General features: G+C 37.7%; 23 protein-coding genes. 3 read left to right on the forward strand and 20 right to left on the reverse strand.

The features are described from left to right. Window positions 1–321: 321 nt before the first annotated feature. The 16 genes from HHO41_RS15975 to HHO41_RS16055 all read right to left on the reverse strand — a co-directional run bounded on the left by HHO41_RS15975 (window position 322) and on the right by HHO41_RS16055 (window position 12,604). A complete protein-coding gene (locus HHO41_RS15975; RefSeq protein ID WP_169100450.1) occupies window positions 322–828 on the reverse strand; it encodes a TlpA family protein disulfide reductase in 507 nt (168 codons plus the stop codon). A gap of 22 nt (window positions 829–850) precedes the next feature. Further along, window positions 851–973: a CcmD family protein gene (locus HHO41_RS15980; RefSeq protein WP_169100452.1), complete on the reverse strand. Its 123-nt coding sequence runs from the start codon at window positions 971–973 to the stop codon at window positions 851–853. 12 nt (window positions 974–985) lie between these two features. Beyond that, complete coding sequence (locus HHO41_RS15985) at window positions 986–1,744, reverse strand: cytochrome c biogenesis protein (RefSeq protein ID WP_169100454.1); 759 nt, start codon at window positions 1,742–1,744, stop codon at window positions 986–988. A gap of 2 nt (window positions 1,745–1,746) precedes the next feature. Continuing rightward, window positions 1,747–2,427, reverse strand: coding sequence for a heme exporter protein CcmB (locus HHO41_RS15990; protein ID WP_169100456.1), 681 nt, complete (start codon window positions 2,425–2,427; stop codon window positions 1,747–1,749). Next, on the reverse strand, window positions 2,424–3,128 hold the full coding sequence (locus HHO41_RS15995; protein WP_169100458.1) for an ATP-binding cassette domain-containing protein: 705 nt from the start codon (window positions 3,126–3,128) through the stop codon (window positions 2,424–2,426). The genes HHO41_RS15990 and HHO41_RS15995 overlap by 4 nt, the downstream gene beginning before the upstream one ends. A 25-nt stretch (window positions 3,129–3,153) precedes the next feature. Then, window positions 3,154–4,170: a hypothetical protein gene (locus HHO41_RS16000; protein ID WP_169100460.1), complete on the reverse strand. Its 1,017-nt coding sequence runs from the start codon at window positions 4,168–4,170 to the stop codon at window positions 3,154–3,156. Next, the gene (locus HHO41_RS16005; protein WP_248278501.1) at window positions 4,167–4,538 is read right to left on the reverse strand and encodes a hypothetical protein; all 372 of its coding nucleotides are present in this window, start codon (window positions 4,536–4,538) and stop codon (window positions 4,167–4,169) included. Before HHO41_RS16005 ends, HHO41_RS16000 begins: the two co-directional genes overlap by 4 nt. An 11-nt stretch (window positions 4,539–4,549) precedes the next feature. After that, on the reverse strand, window positions 4,550–5,059 hold the full coding sequence (locus HHO41_RS16010) for a cytochrome c-type biogenesis protein (RefSeq protein ID WP_169100462.1): 510 nt from the start codon (window positions 5,057–5,059) through the stop codon (window positions 4,550–4,552). A gap of 1 nt (window position 5,060) precedes the next feature. Next, a complete protein-coding gene (locus tag HHO41_RS16015) occupies window positions 5,061–7,043 on the reverse strand; it encodes a heme lyase CcmF/NrfE family subunit (protein ID WP_169100464.1) in 1,983 nt (660 codons plus the stop codon). 22 nt (window positions 7,044–7,065) lie between these two features. Beyond that, window positions 7,066–7,524 carry a cytochrome c maturation protein CcmE gene (locus HHO41_RS16020; RefSeq protein ID WP_169100466.1) on the reverse strand — a complete coding sequence of 153 codons (459 nt, stop codon included), beginning with the start codon at window positions 7,522–7,524 and terminating at the stop codon, window positions 7,066–7,068. Window positions 7,525–7,538: 14 nt separating this feature from the next. Then, window positions 7,539–8,588 (reverse strand): hypothetical protein, encoded by a 1,050-nt coding sequence (locus HHO41_RS16025; protein ID WP_169100468.1) that lies wholly within the window; start codon window positions 8,586–8,588, stop codon window positions 7,539–7,541. A gap of 415 nt (window positions 8,589–9,003) precedes the next feature. Next, window positions 9,004–9,657, reverse strand: coding sequence for a c-type cytochrome (locus HHO41_RS16030; RefSeq protein WP_169100470.1), 654 nt, complete (start codon window positions 9,655–9,657; stop codon window positions 9,004–9,006). Window positions 9,658–9,667: 10 nt separating this feature from the next. Then, window positions 9,668–10,105 carry a PCYCGC motif-containing (lipo)protein gene (locus HHO41_RS22435; protein ID WP_348981300.1) on the reverse strand — a complete coding sequence of 146 codons (438 nt, stop codon included), beginning with the start codon at window positions 10,103–10,105 and terminating at the stop codon, window positions 9,668–9,670. A gap of 256 nt (window positions 10,106–10,361) precedes the next feature. After that, complete coding sequence (gene efp / locus HHO41_RS16045) at window positions 10,362–10,919, reverse strand: elongation factor P (protein WP_169100476.1); 558 nt, start codon at window positions 10,917–10,919, stop codon at window positions 10,362–10,364. A gap of 23 nt (window positions 10,920–10,942) precedes the next feature. Next, window positions 10,943–12,004: a M24 family metallopeptidase gene (locus tag HHO41_RS16050; protein ID WP_169100478.1), complete on the reverse strand. Its 1,062-nt coding sequence runs from the start codon at window positions 12,002–12,004 to the stop codon at window positions 10,943–10,945. 84 nt (window positions 12,005–12,088) lie between these two features. Further along, window positions 12,089–12,604: a YqhR family membrane protein gene (locus HHO41_RS16055; protein WP_169100480.1), complete on the reverse strand. Its 516-nt coding sequence runs from the start codon at window positions 12,602–12,604 to the stop codon at window positions 12,089–12,091. A gap of 475 nt (window positions 12,605–13,079) precedes the next feature. Here HHO41_RS16055 and HHO41_RS16060 point away from each other — a divergent pair, with 475 nt between their 5' ends. Next, complete coding sequence (locus tag HHO41_RS16060) at window positions 13,080–13,469, forward strand: SA1362 family protein (RefSeq protein ID WP_348981301.1); 390 nt, start codon at window positions 13,080–13,082, stop codon at window positions 13,467–13,469. 23 nt (window positions 13,470–13,492) lie between these two features. On the opposite strand, the gene HHO41_RS16065 is transcribed toward HHO41_RS16060, so the two are convergent. From HHO41_RS16065 to HHO41_RS16080, 4 genes are all read right to left on the reverse strand, one after another. Further along, a complete protein-coding gene (locus HHO41_RS16065) occupies window positions 13,493–14,377 on the reverse strand; it encodes a patatin-like phospholipase family protein (protein WP_169100484.1) in 885 nt (294 codons plus the stop codon). 75 nt (window positions 14,378–14,452) lie between these two features. Beyond that, a complete protein-coding gene (splB, locus tag HHO41_RS16070; protein WP_169100486.1) occupies window positions 14,453–15,478 on the reverse strand; it encodes a spore photoproduct lyase in 1,026 nt (341 codons plus the stop codon). A gap of 395 nt (window positions 15,479–15,873) precedes the next feature. Further along, on the reverse strand, window positions 15,874–18,438 hold the full coding sequence (locus HHO41_RS16075) for a vitamin B12-dependent ribonucleotide reductase (protein WP_169100488.1): 2,565 nt from the start codon (window positions 18,436–18,438) through the stop codon (window positions 15,874–15,876). A gap of 344 nt (window positions 18,439–18,782) precedes the next feature. Next, complete coding sequence (locus tag HHO41_RS16080; protein ID WP_169100490.1) at window positions 18,783–19,619, reverse strand: lipoyl protein ligase domain-containing protein; 837 nt, start codon at window positions 19,617–19,619, stop codon at window positions 18,783–18,785. A 187-nt stretch (window positions 19,620–19,806) separates the two neighbouring features. On the opposite strand from HHO41_RS16080, the gene HHO41_RS16085 reads away from it, so the two are divergent. Beyond that, a complete protein-coding gene (locus tag HHO41_RS16085; RefSeq protein ID WP_169100492.1) occupies window positions 19,807–20,187 on the forward strand; it encodes a rhodanese-like domain-containing protein in 381 nt (126 codons plus the stop codon). Window positions 20,188–20,403: 216 nt separating this feature from the next. Then, window positions 20,404–20,550, forward strand: coding sequence for an FbpB family small basic protein (locus tag HHO41_RS16090; RefSeq protein WP_169100494.1), 147 nt, complete (start codon window positions 20,404–20,406; stop codon window positions 20,548–20,550). Window positions 20,551–20,584: the final 34 nt, after the last annotated feature.

Genomic DNA, 20,584 nt, shown 5'->3' on the forward strand with positions numbered 1-20,584 from the left:
TCACGGACACGCACTACCTGTCAGCTATACACTTCCGCCACAAACGGTGTGTTCGGGACTTTCACCCGTTAGTCCGATACGCTGCCAAGCGCACAAAAGACACAGTGCACAATGCACTGTGTTTAATATAAGGCTGTGTTAAACATGAATGTTGATTTGCGCTTCAGGCACTTCGCGCACCTTAGGGGCGGGCGGTGAGCCTCCTCGTCGCTAAAGCTCATGCGGGGTCTCACCTGTCCCGCTGCTCCCGCAGGAGTCTTCGCGCCTTCCACTCCAATCAACCTGCGAAAAACTAAACTTTAACTCAGCCTAATAGAAAGATTATTGATATTTAGCAGCCAGATCATATAAATCATCTTTTGTGATTGGTCCAATATAGTGCTCGCGGATAATGCCCTGTTTGTCAATAACAAAAGTTTCTGGTTGTCCAACCACATTGTATTCCTTTGAAACTTTTCTATTGAAGTCAAATAAATAGGTGGAAGTTGTTTTATTTTCTTTAACAAACTTTTTTACACGATCTTGAGTTTCGCCAAGATCGACAATCAATAATTTGAATTGATCTCCATATTCCTTTTCAAATGCTTCAAGTTCAGGTGCTTCATCAACGCAAGGCCCACACCAAGTAGCAAAATAGTTTACAATAACTACCTGATTTGGAAAATCACTAAGCTTCGTCGTTTTACCGTTAATATCTTCTAGTTCAAATGCATAAGCTTTTTCGCCAACACCTGTGTATTCACCTTTTGTTGCAAGGGATATCCCAAAATATATAAAAAGGCCAATAACTGCTGCTAAGACGATGATTTTAACACTTGGTTTTTTCATTCAAAACTTCCCCCGGTTCTTTCTAATCTAGTTGCTTTAAGAACTCGATTTCTTTTTGAAGCTTTTTTCGTCTCACGCTGTGTAACAAGACATAACCAAGAATAGCGATGCTCGCAATGACATATCCAGCAATCATGTATTCCATTTTGTTTCCTCCTTATTTAATCGATTCTCTTACCTGTTCTTTATATTGTTCAACCTTGATTTTAAGCTTTTCAAACGAAACTCCTCTTACAAGAAGGAAAGAATACAGAACAGTAGTAAAAGCGATCATTGTAAGGAGAGCAACTAGCATTTCAGGTTCAATTCCACCACCTGATTGGTCTTTACCTTCTCCAAAAACAACTGGATGAAATTTAGTATTCCACCAACGTATTGCCATAAATACAATCGGTACATCTACAAAACCGATAATTCCAAATACAGCCGCTAAACGTGCCTTCTTTTCCCAAACTCCATCCATTTGGCGAATCATCACGTAAGCAACATAAATGAACCAAAGTATTAAGGAAGTTGTTAAGCGCGGCTCCCATGCCCACCAAGTATTCCACGAAGATTTCGCCCAAATCATCCCTGTTATTAATACAAGCGTGATAAAAACAACGCCAATTTCTGCAGAGACATATGCGTAAGTATCATAAATTCTTTTTCTTTTTACTAAATAAAGGATACTAAAGATAAAGGTTACGAAAAATGCTCCGAAACCAATCCAAGCGATTGGAACATGCACGAAGAAAATCTTTTGAACTAGTCCCATCACTTTTTCAGTTGGTGCATAGAAAAATACCAGAGATAACCCCGCGATTAACATGACAATTGATGCCCATCCCAAAATTGTTTGAAGTTTGGATGGCGGTTCAACAGTTGGTGGAACGGGCTTAACTGCCGCCTGCTCCTTAGATAATTTCATGCTCATATTTATACCTCCAAGACATATTCAATTAATAAGAAACAAAGTACAAAGAAGATAACATCATAGGCTGCAATTAATTGAATCCAGGCAATTGCATCTGGCAACTTCTCAAGATTTGTTAAAATAATTCTAGTCGCCTGAACAGCTCCAATTAATATAGGGGCAGTCACAGGAAACAATAGAAGTGGTAACAGCATTTCACTGCTTTTAGAATTTGCTGCAAGTGAAGCTAAGAAAGTTCCGATGCTGATAAATCCAAAACTTCCAATAAATAAGACAAAGAAAAAATAAGGTAAACTACCAATGTATTTAAAATCAAATAATAGAAACAAAAACGGAATCGCTACTAGTTCTACGATCAACATCATTGAGAAATTAGCCATAAATTTCCCTAAATAAATACTAGCAGGTTCCATAGGCGAAATGAGTAACCCTTGCATGGTGTCATTCTTTTGCTCTGAGAGGAATGACCGATTTAAACCTAGTATTCCTGAGAAAACAATTATCACCCAGATAACACCGGGTATTACGGCTCTAGTTGTGTTATTCGATGGATCAAACGCAAAGCTGAATACTAAAATCGTTAGCCCAGCGAATATAATCATAGTTGCCAAAACTTGTTTTGTTTTTAACTCTGAATATAAATCTTTTTGGGCGATATAGAGGGCGTTTTTTAATAAGCTCATAACTCACCCTCCGTATGTTCAAGATATTTTTTGGAAACATAGTCAATTTGGTTTTCAGTAATTTTAAAGTCATCCACTATTTTCCCACTCTTTACAATGATGATTCGATCACAAATATCTGCTGCTTGTTTAAAATCATGAGTAACCATTAAGGTCGTTGCACCTTTTTTCTTCATTGAAATAATCACATCATTTAGAATTGAAATAGCCCCTTGGTCTAACCCTGTATGTGGCTCGTCTAAGAGAAGTAATTCAGGATCATGGATGATAGCTCTAGCAATCGCTGTCCGTTGAATCATCCCCCGTGAAAAGTTTTTCACCGGTTCCTTTAAAAAGAAGGAAAGTCCAACATCTTTCACAAGCTTAATTGCTTTTTGTTCAACATCCTGCACCCCGTATAAATTCCCGAAGAAAACAAGGTTTTCAAGTGGAGAATAGTGTTCATATAACAAGCTAGAATGGGGGAGGTACCCCATTAGCTTTTTAATATCTGTTCCGTTCTTTTTTAAATCAAATCCATTAATTCTCACTTCACCGCTTGTCGGTTTAATTAGTGTTGCAATTACCTTTAATAGTGTGCTTTTACCTGCTCCGTTAGGACCTAATATGGCAACCGTTTCACCTTTTTCAATCGACAGGTCAATGCCTCGTAAAATTAACTTTGTATCAGCTTGCTTGATCAATTTTTTTATTTGAATCACTTAGAGGCCCTCCCCCTACCAGTTGTTACTCAACAAATTGATTTAGGCTTAACTTAACCTGTACTAGGTGTTGTTTATAGGCCTCCAACTTGGCTTGATAATCACTTTCTGATATTTGCCCTTTTTCTAGTGTTTCTTCTAATTCCAAAATTTTATCTAAAATCGTTTTCTGCTTTGCCATCAATAATTTGAAAGCTTGCTCATCTTTGTCATCTATTGCTTTAGATGACGCACGATTCTTAAATTTAAAATAACTAAAGTAGCCAATTCCGGCGATTAAAATAGTACCTAAAACAATCATTAAAATATGAGGATCAAAACCCTTCAAAGCTGATTGCTCCCACATCCGTAAATGCCCTGGATTATGGAAATCTGGAGCTGTTTTAGTTACATTTCCTACCGAGCCGTTTTTCGTGCTATCTGTCGCATCTTTTGTTTCAGATTGAGTACCATCTGTGTTTGTACCTTCCGAAGGAGGTTGAACGTCTTTGTTATAGGCAAGCGTAATGGTCTGGTTTGCTTGGATATTTTGAACAGTATAAGTAAAGTAGTTTTTCTCATCAATGCTAAGGAAGCCTTGACTCTGGGCATCTACATCTTTAAACTCAACACTTCCCATACCTTCTGGAACTAACACCTGGTACATCGGAACAGGGAGATTAAAGGTAATGGCGATATCCTGGCCCTTAGGTACTGAATAAGTAAATGGTACAGTAATCGATTTGTCAGCAGGAATAGGTTCAGTTGTTACAAAACCATTGTCTGTTTCCTTATATTTAATCGATTCTTCAAGCATTTTGAGGTTTTGGGCACCCTCTGGGAGAGTTACTGAAATAACTCCCTCAGATTTCCCGTCTCCCTTATATTCCTCATTGGTTAGGTTTTTATAACTAACCATATCCATAATTTGCGTTGATCCATCTTGGGTCGGTGATACTACAATGTATTGCATTTCGACACCCAGCTTGTCAGTGCCATTTGCAAATGCCAAACAAGGAATTAATAATAACCCAAGCAGGGGAATAATGATTTTTTTAATCATTTCCCTGCCTCCTTTTTGCCGCGTTTAGCTTTAAGTGCTGCCTCAATTTCTTTTTCCACATCAGCCATAACGCTTGAATTTACTTTTGCTTTTACACTTCTATCCTCTGATTTTAAAATCTTCGATACTTCTGTTTCATACTGCTTTTTCAAGTTTTTAAAATCGCCTTCAGATAATTTACCCATTTTATACTCGAATTCAATTTCATTTAACGTTGTGAGTAAAGCTTCTTTATCGGTAATCGTTTCTTGCTTTTCACCAGCGAATGATAAATAGTTATCCCATTTAAAGAATGGAGCCAATACAAGAAACAAGCTACTTAGCACAAGAACGGCTGTTAATACCATCGAGATGATCGAAATCTCCATATGATCACATCCTACAAATACTTTTTTCTTTCCTCTTCAATAATGCTAGATAAAATCTCTTCTTCGACTTCATCATTCTCAAGCTGGTCATCCAACATATCTTGGCCATTGGCATTTTTCTTCACCCATTTACGAACGACGAAGAATACGCCTGTTCCAGCACCACCAATTGCTGCAAACGGCAGAATCCACGCAGCTAAACTGAAGCCCTTTTTTTCCGGTGCAGTCAGGATTTCTTCACCAAGTGCTTTCACGTAATATTCACGGATTTCATCCTTGTTCATACCTTTTTCCATCATGTCTACTAGCTCTGCCTTGAACGTTTCGGTGTTCTTACAGCCAGCCATGTCACACGCAAAATGATCTTGTCCACAGCCACATGTACACAAAAATTGTGAAGCGACTGCTTTAAATTCTGGTGATTTCAAATCTATTGTTTTATTTTCAGCACCAAGTACTGCGAATGCGCCTTGAAAAATAAACAAGATAAGAAGGAGCCCAATCGAAATTTTTTTATTCATGTTAAGACACCTCTTTCGTTACTCCGGTATATCTTGGTGTAATATTGCCATACTTGCCATTCCAAACCGCAAAGAGTGATCCAATAACAATCAGGAATGATCCAGCCCACATCCAGTTCATCATTGGATTAACTTTTACAATGAAAGTTGCACGACCATCTTGTTCCCATGCGCTTAGTACGATATATAAATCCTCCATCGGCATGTCGTGAATAGCTGGCTCTGTAGAAGGTTGTTCCCAGTTGCCGTAGAAGACTTTTTCAGGCTCGAAATTACCTAATTTTTCACCATTTTTAAATACAGTCAAGTCTGCATATACAATATCGTTAATACCTTCAGTTCGTTGATCAAGCTTTTCATACACAAGCTTGTAGTCTTTAATCTCGATTGCTTCACCAATTTTTACGGTTTTCATTGTTTCTAAATCATAGTTTTGTGAACCAATGATACCCATTGTAATGAAGGCGATTCCAAAGTGTACTAAATAACCACCATAACGTCTGCGGTTTTTCGTCATCAGACGATATAGAGCAACCATTGGGTTCTCACCAGTCATTTTACGTCGAGCTTTTACCCCACGATAGAACTCTAAGAAGTGGGTAATAAACAATAACACAATGACCCCATAACCAATGACAGCCCATGCTTTTTGCATTCCGAGAACAACCATTAAAACCATGGCTACAATACTAATTGCCGCTGGAATTAAGAAGTTTTTCTTCAGATTTTTAAGCGTTGATTTTTGCCAAGCAAGTAGCGGACAAACCGCCATCACAAACATCATTGATAGAAGGATAGGAGCTTGTACTTGGTTAAAGAATGGAATCCCCACTGTAACCTTTGTTCCACGAACTGCTTCTGAAACTAATGGGAAAATAGTTCCCCAGAATACAGCAAATGCTGAACCAATTAATAGCAAGTTATTAATTAAGAAGCTGCTTTCTTTTGAAACATAAGAAGTAAATTGACCTGCACTGCGTTTAATTAAGTTATAACGGCTCATTAACACATACATTGCAAAAATTACCGCTACACCCATAAAGATTAAGAAATAAAGTCCAAGATTCGAATCCGCAAATGCGTGTACTGATGTTAAGACACCGCTTCGTACTAAGAATGTTCCAAATAAAGTTAGCGCATACGATATTACGATTAAGCTGATATTCCATACTTTTAACATATTTTTACGTTCTTGAATCATGACGGAGTGAAGGAAAGCAGTCGCTGTTAACCAAGGCATGAATGATGCATTTTCTACAGGATCCCATGCCCAGTATCCACCCCAACCAAGCTCAACATAAGCCCATTGACCACCGAAGATATTACCTAAGCTTAAGAATAACCAAGCGATAATGGTCCATCTTCTTGTCATTTTAATCCAGTAATCATCAGTATTTTTCAAAATAAGAGCAGCCATTGCAAAGGCAAATGGCACTGCTAATCCTACATATCCAAGGTAAAGAGTAACCGGATGGATAATCATTCCCGGGTTTTGTAGCATAGGGTTAAGGCCTCGACCTTCAACTGGTACCTGTGCCGTAATTTCAAACGGATTTGCCACAAATCCTAAGATGAAGAAGAAGAAAACTCCGTTTGCTAATAAAATTGAACCAATGTAAGGAACCATCGGATTCCCTTTCATTTTGCGTGAAAATGTAACCATCACAGTATACAGCGTTAGGAAAAATGTCCATAGTAAAAGTGAACCGCCGTTACCTGCCCATAACGCTGTTAATTTATAAATAAGTGGTAAGTCACTACTTGTATAATCAGCAACATATTTATACTCAAACGCAGATGTTCCTAATAAATAAAATAGCGAAAGCATTGCAAATGATGAAGTTACAAGAAGGGCGATAACTCCGCCCTTTCCACTGTTAATGAATTTTTGATTCTTTGTAGCAATACCATAAGTCATAATTAATAAAGCGTAGATCGCTAGTGCAAACCCTACATAAATCGTTGCGTTAGCAAATAAATACATTACGTCACCTTCTTTTCTTGGCCTATTCTTCTTCGCTGGAAGGCTGATCTAGTTTTTCTTTGTGTGTATCAGGGTCATAGTTTTTCATATCTTGACCTTCATATTTTGATGGACAACGTGTTTTCACAGTTTCTGCCACAAATGTGTCTTTTTCAGTTGGTGCACCTTGTAAAATCGTGATTACTCCTTCGGAGAAGTTATCTGGTTTTACACCATTGTGAATAACATGCATCACATTGCCATCGTTATCTTTTACATCAAATTTAAGTTCAATTTTGTCAGCGTCCCATTTGATAGAATCTTCTATTAGTAATCCCTCAACTGTTACAAAATAACCATCACGGTACTTTTCTTGATTTTTTAAAAGTTCATCCATTTTAAGCTCTACTCCACTTGACCCAGGAGTTGCGGCCATAAGAAGGAAAATAATCGCACCAGCAATGATAAACCCACCAAGCATGACAATTGTATTTTTCTTCATTTTTCGTTTCCCCTTTATCCCAATTTTTCTATTTCTTTTTCGTATGTTTCTTCATCAATTTCGCCATTGATTAACTTTGCTCGTAGCTTCTTTTTATGATCAGTTAAATCTTTTTTATCGATTTTTTGAACTGACTTACCTCTAGTTGGCTTTTTGACAGCCTTCTTGCTTGCCGGTCCAGACGGTTTTGAATTATTACGATTCCCTTTTAAACCTAAGAACACAAATACACCAGCAATGATAACGGAAATACCAATGATGATTGCTCCACTTGTTCCGATGATAGGTTTATCTGATTTGTTATTATTGAGGACTTGATCAGTAGCACTTTGTCCATTTACACCACTATGATTTTCATCATTTGGTGGATTTTGTTCACTCACTGTTTTCAGTGTTGAAGTATTATCTTCTTTAACATAGGATGCAGTAATGTTGACTGCTTCCCCTTGCTTTTTATTAGTATATTGATAGACATGAAGTTTCTCTGCGTACTCACTATCTGTTGTACTTGTTGCAGTAGGTTCTATTTTAAAGTCTTTAGACTTAAGTGGTGCGTAAACAATGATATCTAAGCTTTCTGTGTCAGCTGGATTTACATAATTAAATGTAAACTTTTTTGTATCAGTGACTTGAATGTCGCTAGTGTAAAATTCAACTACAAAGCTGTAGGTTTTACCCTTTTTAATTGGCTCTGCCGGTTTCCAGGTAACAACACCTTTATCTTTATTAATTTCAAATGGTCGTTGTACTTCTGGATCCTTTTCGTTAGGAAACTCGGCTACAAGATAAATTTCAAAATTTTTATCGTTTACTGGTGCTTTAAACTCGACTTCCCCGGTAAAATCTTCACCTGTATTATTGGTAAAGGTTCCATAATAACCCAACAATAATGAAGGCTGATCTTTTGGCCAGTTTTCTGGATAGTCAAACTCTGGCATTACCTGAATTTGCATCTCTTTATATGGGAATTTCTCTGTTGGGAAATCTCCGGCAGCACTTACGCTTGGAATGAACGCTGCTATTAATAATGCAGTAATAACAAATGATGCTAATCTCTTAAGCATTTTACTCCTCCTCGTGAAAACAAAACTGTTTTTACTATAATCCCCTTAGAAAAACTATAATCTTTTCTGGATGCTTTGCGGTGTTGTTCAGGTGAACATTTTGTTAAAAGCAAAAATCTTATGCTTTTTGTCAAAAAAAAATCAAAAAACATTCACATTTACTATATTGATAACTTAATTCCTCATAAAATATTATCAATGATTGAATTTGTTTCAAGGATTACAAATGGAATATTAATATAATAAATCACTGTAAAGGTGGTTGATTTTCGAATATTTTATTACAAATAATTTTAGAAAAAATAATTAATTCAACAGTTTCGCTCATGACAAATATGATTTTGTTCCTCTGTTCATACAATTGATCCGAACACAAAAACAGCTGACATCCAATCAACGTCAGCTGTTTTTATCATTATTTACTTGGTAACGTACGGATATAAGTGATAATATCGCTTATTTCCTGCTTGCTAAGTTGTCTAATCCCATCTGCACCTTCAAGTGACGGTGCCATTCTTGTTTCTTCACGTCCATACGCCGTACTAATCCACAATTGATGATCAGTTGTATACTGTATTTTTTGCGGACTAGTTAGGACGGTTCCCATTTTCTTCTTACCTGCACCATCCATCCCGTGACAGGTTGCGCAGAAAACGTCATATAGTTTTTTCCCATTTTCCGGATTCCCACTAATTTTTTCAGGTGCTTCAAGTTCAATTGATTTCTTTTGCCAATTGCGCATATAAGCAACGACATTTTTCAAATCTTCTTCACTTAAGTTCGCACCATAGGCAGGCATGACCGTTCCGTCTCTTCCATATTTCACCTGATTATAGAGATCCTTATCAGAATAAGTATTTAGGAAGTGCTGATTATTGATTGCCGTTCCTTCCTTTGCACCTGATCCTTTTCCATCATCTCCATGACAGGCGAAGCATTGCTGCTGATAGATTTTTTCTCCAGCGGCAATCGCTTTGTCATCCTTTTTTGTTAATAAACTGCTATTACTAATAACGACGACGATTCCAATTGTAACTAAGATATAGATACCGATTAAGATTTTCTTCATACTATTCCCCTTACTTAGGTGTAGGAGTAGGTGTGGGTTCCCCAAAATCTTCATATTTTTTAGTAATATAGCTATTAATTTCTTTTAGGCTCTTACCGTCTTTATTCATCTCTACCGCCTCACGGGCGATGTCTACACAAACGTCTCAGGCGACCCCCATTTGATCCCATTCGACGACTGCATTATTTTTATCCATTCCGCCAACAAAACAATCAAGGTTACTAACGTGTCCGTCAGTACTACCACAACCACAATAGCAAGGCACAGATGCTAGTACCTCTGGGTAGGTTGCAGCCATGATGTACGTTTCTTGAATTAGTTCTGATGTATTTTTTACGTAGTCAGGTAATTCCTTGTGCTTTGAATCGAGGGTAAGCTTCTCATCTTTGCCACAGCCTGCCAAGACGATCATCGACACAATTACCAATATAAAAGCAAGTCGTTTCACTGTTGTCCTCCTTCAACGTTGATAATATAGGTGTAATCTAGGTGTTCATAACATCACATAAAAATATTTTAACAACATAAAACTTACTAAAATCATTTTAATTATTACTATTTAGTGAAGAAATATACCTCATTCACAAAATTTTTCTAAAATAATTTATCTATTTTCAGAACATCATATACTAGAATACTTTTTTTGTACAAAAAAATCCTCCAATGTCGTTTAGACCATTGAAGGATTTTTTTAATAAATATGATTATGCACGTGATACGTAGCTGCTATCAGTTGTATTGATGATTAGGCGGTCTCCTTGGTTTACGAAGAAAGGAACTTGTACGACTAATCCAGTTTCAACAGTTGCTGGTTTTGTACCACCTGAAGCAGTATCACCTTTAATACCAGGCTCAGTTTCAGTTACTTCAAGTTCTACTGTATTAGGTAGCTCGACACCAAGTGTTTCACCATGATACATCATGATTGATACTTCCATATTCTCTTTTAAGAATTTCAATTCGTATTCAATTGTAGATGCTGCTAGTTCAATTTGCTCATAAGATTCGTTATCCATGAAGATATGTTGGTCTCCACTTGCATAAAGGTATTGCATTCTTCGGTTGTCGATTTGAGCCTTTGCTACTTTTTCACCAGCACGAAATGTCTTCTCTTGAATGGCACCATTACGTAAGTTACGAAGCTTTGAACGAACAAATGCAGCTCCTTTACCAGGTTTTACGTGTTGGAAATCCATTACACGCCAAATACTTCCATCAACCTCAATTGTTAAGCCTGTACGAAAATCGTTAACAGAAATCATGCGAAAAATCCTCCTAAATTCAATTAAAGAATCATTAGTTCTTTTGTCGAGTGCGTCAGCAATTCATTATGATCTTTTGTAATCATGATGTCATCTTCAATCCGAACTCCACCAAGACCCGGGATGTAAATCCCTGGTTCTACAGTTACAATCATCCCTGGTAAAAGCTTCAGGTCCGATCTTAAGGAAAGAGCAGGCCCTTCGTGAACTTCAAGTCCGATGCCATGTCCAGTCGAATGACCAAAATATTCACCGTAACCTTTTTCAGTTATGTAATCCCTTGTTAGCGCATCCGCTTCTTTTCCAGTCATTCCTGGCTTAATTCCCTCAACCCCACGCATTTGTGCTTCATATACAATCATATAGATATCTTTTAGCTTAGGGTCTGGGTCGCCAAGTGCAATGGTTCGTGTAATATCAGAAACATATCCTTTGTAATACGCACCATAATCCAGTGTAATCATATCGCCTTTTTCAATGATTTTATCGCTTGCAACACCGTGAGGCAATGCAGAACGTTGTCCACTTGCGACAATCGTATCAAAGGATGATGATGTTGCACCTGCTGCTCTCATAAAGAACTCCAATTCATTTGACACCTCTAGCTCAGTAAGCCCAGGGCGAATGAAATCTAATATGTGTTTAAATGCCGCATCAGCTATGTCTGCAGCTTCCTTTAATATCTTAATCTCTGATTCGGTCTTAATCAAGCGCAACTTTTCAATTATGCCTGAAATTGGGACTAATTCCGCCTTCAACGCAGCCTTATATTCACTATATGTAGAAAAAGAAATGAAGTCTTGCTCAAATCCAAGCTTATGAACTCCTAATTGCTCTATTTGACTGGCAATTTCCGCAATGATGGAAGGTCCGTGTTTTATAATTTTGAAACCTTCACATTGTTTGGTTGCTTGTTCAATATAACGGAAATCTGTGATAAACAACGCTTGATTTGCTGTTATCAACGCCACACCTGCTGTTCCGGTAAAATTAGTCATATAGCGCCGATTATAAGTACTTGTAATAAGTAAAGCATCAATACCAAGATCATCAAATTTCGAACGTAATTTGTTAAGTTTCTCCATATTCCATTCCTCTCCCTTTCATGTTGATCAGATTATGCATATTTATTCTATCACAAAAAAATTCTAACAAACCACCAGGTCAACTTAACTTGCGACCTGACTTTTTTTACTTTCAATCTTTCGAATTTCATTTTCCTCATATGAAATGGAATATCCAACAAAAACTCCATATAAGATATATATACAGACAGAAGTAATGATGGTCATTCTTGGTAACTCAGTAAATGGGCGAATACCAGGAAAAATCGGGTTAAGCACTAGAAAAACTAAAAGAAATAATAATACACCGTAAAGCATACCCACATACAAATTATTAAATTTACGTAACGTTGAATAATAAAGGATTGCAGCACCGATAGAGATAAGCCCCATCAAAATAATCGAAATGACGGTCCCGAGCCACTGCTCCTTCCAAGCACCAATCGTCCACGGCTCGATGATTACATTTGGTCGAATTTCGGTAAAATTAAATATGTAGGCAAAATAGGCGATTGTACTCCAAACCAGCCCCCCAACAAAACCAATGGTCATAACCATTGCAAAAAAAGATAATGGCTTTTCACGTTGTGATTGCTCCAATTTTGCTTGATCTTCCGCCATTTTCAACACCTCCATTAGCTATTATGTCCACATGGATATAATCAATTGCAATACAGAGCAAATTAACAACAAGAATATTTTCATTAATTAAAAAAAAGAATTTTCCTCCAACCTAGAGGTTTTATCGGTTTTTTAGTAGAATAAAATAGAGTAGGAAATGTTTTTCCTATTTCATCAGCAATTTTAGCGAATTTCCAAATTGTTGGGTTCCTTTTCGTAGCTCTTTGCATAGAATAACTAATACCTTTGTTGAAAAAACGTGCAGTTTGAATCCATCATCATTACTTTTCTTTGGATGCATTACTGTCCTATAATTCGTTTCAATTTTCTGAAACTATCCGAATGCAGACAGAGTGGGGGCTATTTAGAGAGAGAGAAAGCAACTAAAAATGCAAATGTTTCCGAAGAAATAAAATAAAGTATATGTCATCATAGTTTAAAATTGGTAAATTATGCTTATTATGCTCTTAGGGAGGTGGCTTTCTTGAAAAATCAAACTTCATTTATTATTGTGTTAGGGCTCATGATTTTGGCAGCAATCGGGGTTGCAAGTAGTTATATTTCCAATCCAATTGGGTTTATTAAAGGTATAGCTGTCATCCTAGTCGTGGGTGTTGTAGTTTATTTTATTGTCAAAAGGTTTTACCATTCTAACCCTGAGAAGCGAGAGCAGCGGGCGTTTATCAAGGCAGCAAAAAAATCAAAAAAGCGTTTGAATCACAAGGATGCAGGTGTGAGTCCGCGCCGTACTTCATCAGCCATTACCACCATCAAAAAAAGTATTCGTCCAAAGAAACATTCCAATGCACATTTAACTGTAATCGATGGAAAAAAAGGAAAAAAGAAAAATCGAGCCTCTTTTTGACCTCGATTTTTTTTTTGCTCTTTTTAATATGACCATGTCTTAAGAAAGTCCGATGCACTATCTCTACCTAGTTTCATTAATTTTTCCTTTTCACTATTAGTGAGTTCAAAATCGATACCTGAAATGCCCTCGGTCGGAATAAAAATGATATCTTTGACGAGTTTTCTGGATATATATCGTGAATCGTGAGCCTTCATCATCGTTTCAAATAGAGCCTCAAGAAGATTTATCGCATTATTAACATTATTTTTTTTAAGTTCGTTGGATCGGCTCGTAAGTTTCATTCCGAGTACTGGTCTGCTTTTCATTACATGGTCTTGGTCGAACAACCACATTGGAAAATTACTTAATACTCCACCATCAACAATTACACTCACGCCATCATTCGATTTTAATTTTACCGGTTCAAAAAAGTACGGAATGCTACAACTCATCCGAATGGCTTTGGCGATTGGGAACGTTTCTGGAATAATACCATATTTAGGTAAATCATCTGGTAAAACCAACATCTGACCGTTGGTTAAATCAGAGGCAATTACTCTTAATGTTTGCGTTGGCAAATCCGCAAACGTATTTAAACCTTTTTGCGCTAATTTTTCGGTAAGCCACTGCTCTAATTGATTTCCCTTATACAGCCCCATGCGCCAGTAAAATAAGAGCCATTTAAGAAGTCCAAATGGAATGATACTCTTACGGGGGTCCATAAACATTTTCAAGTCTAGCTCTTCAAGTAATTCAAAGATTTGGTGGCTTTTGTAACCAGCAGCTACTAATGCAGCGATAATCGAACCGGCACTCGTTCCGGCGACACGTTTAAAAACGAGGCCGTGCTTCTCAACCTCCTCTAACGCACCGACTAAGGCAAATCCTTTAATTCCTCCTCCAGAAAAAACACCGTCTATTAACATAAAAGTCCCCCTATCGATGTTCCTTGTTACATCTTTAAGCGGCTTTTAGTAAAAATAGTACGGTGTACATGTTATTTAAGTAAAATATTCAATTGTAGCTGTCGGGAAAAACGTATTAATATACCCTCGTATGCTTTGTTCAAGATCCTGGGCTTCATCTGTAGGATATACATACTTGCCAATTCCATAGCGACCCCATTTATATTTTCGCTTTTCCTCATCCATTTCCAGCTTCGTTTTTGGATATCTTTTTTCGATTACCTTTTTCGCTGGTTTAGTAAAGCGGTGTTGTATCAATTCAAAGCTCAAATCCTTTATGTTAACACCTTCAAGAGCGTGGCTCAGCCGTTCAAACAGCTCATAATAGCCTTCCTGCCACCCTTCGTGCATGTAAATTGGAGCAACGATAAACCCAAGCGGATAACCTGCATTGGCGACCTTCCTGGCTCCCTCCAGCCTTTCATCAAATGTGGAGGTTGCCGGTTCGAAGTTTTTTATGACATACCTAGAATTGACGCTAAAGCGGAAGCGTGTTTTACCATTATGCTTTGCATCCAACAAATGATCAACATGATGAAACTTCGTCACAAAACGCAATCTACCTAGCTCAGTTTGTCCAATAAATTCGATTGTTTTTTTGAGCGAATGGGTGAGATGATCAAGCCCAACTATATCTGACGTACAGGCAGCCTCGAATCGGGTTATTTCCGGTTTACGTTCATCGATATACTTCTGGGCCTGGGCAAAGATTTCGTCCAAATTAACATACGTACGAAGGTATGGCTTGCTGCCTAGGGTTGTTTGTAAATAGCAATAGTGGCAATGACCCATGCAGCCAGTTGCAAGTGGAATCGCATATTCAGCAGATGGCTTTGAGGTATCGAATTTAAGTGTTCTTCTGATGCCGACAACAAGAGTTGATTTGGCATTTCGGTATTGCTGCAGTTCATTATCACCGGGAATACCTCTGACTTGGTTGTGGGAGGTGGTTTCTCTGACTTCAATTCCCATGTCGGTGAACTTTTGGTGGAGTTCTCGGCCTAATGGGTATTCGAGTGCCTGGGGCTCAATAAATACGAGTTGCGGGATGAATGGTTCCATGGTATTTGTCCTCTTTTCGTCGGTATTGATGTTTGTAGTATGGGCAAAGTTGCGAAAAGAGGGGAGAGAAAAATGTTTCCAGATACGTGGATTATTTTGATTGGTCTTGGTTTGTCTATTTGCGGACTCCAGCGCTCTTATTTTCGGAAAAAGCGGGGTTTTTCTTATTTTGCGGACATTGGTTCCTTTATTTGCTGTCAAATCCCTTTTTAAAGGAAGTATTTTTGTAAATAGAGAACTGTATGTCCGCAACATTCTTCAATTTGTGCTTTTCGTGGGAAATAGAGGATTCTATGTCCTCCAAAGTTTGTTCCTCTGCCAATGAGTTCTGTATTTTAGCATCTTCAAAGTCAAATCAAAAAAAGAGGAGGAAAATCCCCCTCTAATTCTAATTATTATAGTCCGCATTTCAATTGAGCACCGCAGTTTGTACATGTGTTGCAGCCGCCCATTTCCTCAACTGTTCCTTTGCGGCATACCGGACAAGTATTACCTACTTCAGAACCGATTGTCACGTTTGTTTTGCGGAGTTCAATTACCGTATCAACAAGGACAACATGGTTGTGCTTAGCTTTTGTTTTTAGCATTTCTTTTGTTTCTTCAAAACTGTTCTCTTCAGCTTTTAACGTTAATACTTGGCTATCACGTGAACCGTCTACATAAACGGTACCACCTTTAGCGCCACCTTTGTATAGTCGCTCATACACCTTTTCTACTTGCTCAACGCTATAACCTTTTGGTGCATTAACTGTTTTACTGATAGAGCTGTCAATCCAGCGCTGAATAATACATTGAACATCAGCATGTGCTTCAGGCGCAAGCTCCATAGCTGTAACGAACCAGTTCGGTAAATTATCAGGATCCGCTTCTGGATGTTTATCTAAATATTCTTGTACGATATCTGCCTTAACCTCAATAAATTTACCTAATCGACCACTGCGGTAATAAGAGAATGAGAAATAAGGCTCAAGGCCTGTAGAAACTCCGACCATTGTTCCAGTGCTACCTGTAGGAGCAACAGTTAGTAAATGTGAATTACGAATTCCATTTTCCAAGATCGATTGTCGAACATCTTCAGGCATTTTTTTCATAAAACCAGTGTTGATGAATGCTTCACGAAGACGATTTGTTTCATCTTCTGTATTTCCAACTAAATATGGGAAGCTTCCTTTTTCTTTTGCTAGTTCAACAGAAGTGCGGTATGCAGTTGTAGCAATAGTTTCAAACACCTCATCGACTAGCTTGTTGCCTTCAACTGAACCATATTCAGTTTCACAGTAGATTAGCAAGTCATGTAAGCCCATAACGCCTAAGCCAACACGGCGCTCACTTAATGCTTGTGTTTTATTTTCATCAAGGAAGTATGGAGTTGCTTCAATAACGTTATCTTGCATACGTACTCCAACTTCAACCGTACGTTTTAATTTTTCAAAATTAACCGTTTTTGTTTCCTTATCAGCCATTTCAGCAAGGTTAACTGCTGCAAGGTTACAGACTGAATAAGGTGCAAGTGGTTGTTCGCCACACGGATTTGTTGCTACTACCTGTTGACCATATGCTCGAGCATTAGTCATGTCGTTTGCATTATCAATAAAGAAAATCCCTGGTTCTGCAGAGTAAGTTGCGCAAATGTTGATTAGATTCCAAAGCTCTTTTGCTTTGATTTTCTTGTAAGTACGAACCTTATAACCAAGTTTCTCCCACTCACGAACGTCGCCAACTTTATGCCATTCTTCGTTATAATTCTTCATTCCTTCAGTATCATAGCTTTCAACATCAGGGAAACGAAGTTCATAATCAGTATCATTTTCTACTGCTTCCATGAATTCTTTGGTCAAGCAAACAGATATATTTGCACCTGTTAAGAACTCTGAGTTGTGAACGCTGTACGTTCCACCTTCACCAAGCTTTTCCTCAGCATCAGCAATAATTTGTAAATCAAAACCACCATATCCTGGAATGTTTTTGTAATTAATAATCCCTTGATACATTGCCTTTTCTTGCTCAGTAAGTGGAGTGAATTTAAGCTTATCTTTAGCGATTTTTTTAATTAGTTCTTCTTGTGTATTTTCAATCAAGAAACGCAAAATTCTAGGGTTTTGCATTTTTGAAATAATGAATTCAATAATATCAGGATGCCAGTCCGCTTGCATAATCATCTGAGCACCCCTGCGGGACCCGCCTTGCTCAACAAGATGCGTCAATTTCGCAATGTCATCCAACCAGGATACTGAACCAGATGATTTACCGTTTACGCCCTTTGCCAGTGTGTTGCGTGGACGTAAAGTTGAACCGTTCGTTCCTACGCCACCACCGCGGCTCATGATTTCCATGACCTGTTTGCGGTGTTCCGAGATTCCTTCACGTGAATCCGGTACAAATGGCATAACATAACAGTTAAAGAACGTTACTTCAGTTTCTGCACCTGCTCCGTAAAGAACGCGTCCAGCTGGAATGAAGTTTAAGTTGACAAGTTCTTGATAGAATTTATCGAACCATTCTTTACGCTTCTCTTCCGTAGTCTCAACAGAAGCAAGTCCAGTGGCATTCCGCTTCGCAATTTGCTCATAGTAAATTTCTAGCGGCTTTTCTATCACATCAAGTGGACGTTTGATTACACCAGTTGCTACTTCTTCCGGATCATCTAACACTCCCCGGAATTCTTCATCTACTAAAACTTGGGCTGTTTTGTTTTCCCAATCAATATCTAGAATGAAACCAAGTCCGCGTGCCGGGAATTTTGGATCTTCTTTTATGGTGAGAACGACGAAGTCTCCAGCTGTGAGGGTAATTTTTTCTGTATCTTTAAACGTGTACCGATCCAGCATAACTAGCCTTGAAACCCCTTTGTGGGTAATGTTCATTTCCGAGGTAATCGGATGAACCTGCGGAAATAATCGGATATCCTCGTTCAGTCTCTCAATGTTCATATTCATTTTTTGTGGTAGCACAACAGACATGATCACATCTCCTTCAAATAAATTGTTCTACTTAGTCTGCTATAAAAATTCTCATTAAAAAATCTGCAAATCTAGTTGTTTTTTAATTCAAGATAAAGTTATCACAACCAAGAAACGAATTCAATATATAGTGTTATTTTTATTTTCGACACTACTACATATTGTGTTAAATTCAAAAAACCATTATTTTGTCAAACCTATAATCATCTATTTCCGTGAGAATAAAAGAGTAAAGTATAGATTATCAGCGAAAAACACAAAATTTCAACAAAATTCCACGGTTGCAGAATTTATTATCAGAAAATTAACCTACACATAAAAAAAGCGGGCATTCGCATCCGCTTTTATCTTTTATAATTCCAGTCATTGCTTTCATAGCGCGATTGTGCCAATTCTTGCACCTCTATTAACTGCTCTCGTGTTAATTCATATTGTTCGAATGCGATATTTAAACCTTCAGAAAAACCTTGCCTAAACGCCTCCTTGGCTTCTGTTAACGTAATCGGATGTCGACTGATGTCATTTATCGCCACAGCTTTATTTTTAAAAGCAAGCTGCATTCGTTCCTTTATGCGCTCATTTGGATATTTGAAAAGGCTAAATAATTTGTCTTCATCGAGGTCTAATAAAATCGAACCATGTTGAAGAATCACTCCCTTTTGCCGGGTTTGGGCACTTCCAGCTACCTTTCTACCTTCAACCACTAATTCATACCAGCTTGGTGCGTCAAAACAAACCGCCGAGCGCGGATTTTTTAACGCTTCTTTATCTGTTTCACTGTGAGGAACGGCAAATTCAGCTTGTAATCCTAGTAACTGAAAGCCGTGTAAGATCCCTTCAGATATAAAACGATACGCTTCTGTTACCGTCGTAGGCATGCCTGGATAGTTCTCCTTCACAATCACACTGTAAGTCAGCTCATCTTCATGGAGAACACCACGACCACCTGTTGGGCGACGGACAAAGCCAAGACCATAATTAACCACAGCATCCATATTAATTTCTCGATCAACCTTTTGAAAATAGCCAATAGAAAGACTGGGAGGATTCCAACCATAAAATCGGATCGTTGGCGGAATTTTCCCTTCACTATGCCATATTAACAGTAATTCATCTAAAGCCATATTAAAGGCGGGAGTGCAGTCTCCCGAATCAATAAAATTCCACAATGGTTTTTCCACCTTAAACATCACCTTTATATTATTAATCACTTATGAATTAGTGTAACAAAACTTTCTTACTTTACACAAAACTTTACGTGATTGGACAATTTTCCCCAAAAAGTTTTTCGGCGATATTCTTTACTCTTTGACACTGACAAATATATAATTATAGTTGGCTTATGAAAGCTTGAAAGGAGCAGAAACATTGGATACACTTTACTTCCTATTGATAATGATTGGAGCCTTTCTTATTTACTCGGTATTCACCTGGCTCTATCAGCGAAAAATTGTTAAAACACTAACAGAAGAAGATTTTCGTGCCGGTTACAGAAAATCACAATTAATCGATGTGCGCGAACCAAACGAGTTTGAAGCAGGTCACATACTTGGTGCGAGAAACATTCCGCTATCGCAATTAAAGATGCGCTTAAAGGAAATCCGCCCAGATAAACCGGTTTATCTGTATTGCCAAAGCGGCACACGCAGTGGACGTGCTGCGCAATTATTATATAAAAAAGGTTACAAAGACCTTTCACACCTCCAAGGTGGATTCAAAAAATGGTCTGGAAAAATAAAAGCAAAATAAAATTAAGCGAAGGTTCCAGGCTGGAAATGACCTAGAACCAGATTTATAAAAAGGCCGATTCGACAGGATCAGCCTTTTTGTTTGCAATTTTTTCAGTTTCATTATAAATTATCAGTATATTCTACAATATTCGATAATGTTCGATTTTTCGTAATATTTATGTTATTTGAAAAGTTAATTCTTTTGTTATACTTGCCGTATAGGAGGTGATGAACGATGAAAAGAAAAATTCGCAAAAATTTTCAACAACTCATTATTCAAAATCGACTCGAAATTAAAAACAGTTCATATGAAATGGATCGTATCGAGAGGAAAATTGAAGAAAAGCATCTAAAGGACACATTTGATAGTCAATCAAATTAACAAATCGAACAGTTAAAAAGCATTCTCTAATAAT

This window comes from Bacillus sp. DNRA2 (assembly GCF_012843265.1).
In the GTDB taxonomy this organism is placed as follows: domain Bacteria; phylum Bacillota; class Bacilli; order Bacillales; family Cytobacillaceae; genus Bacillus_BU.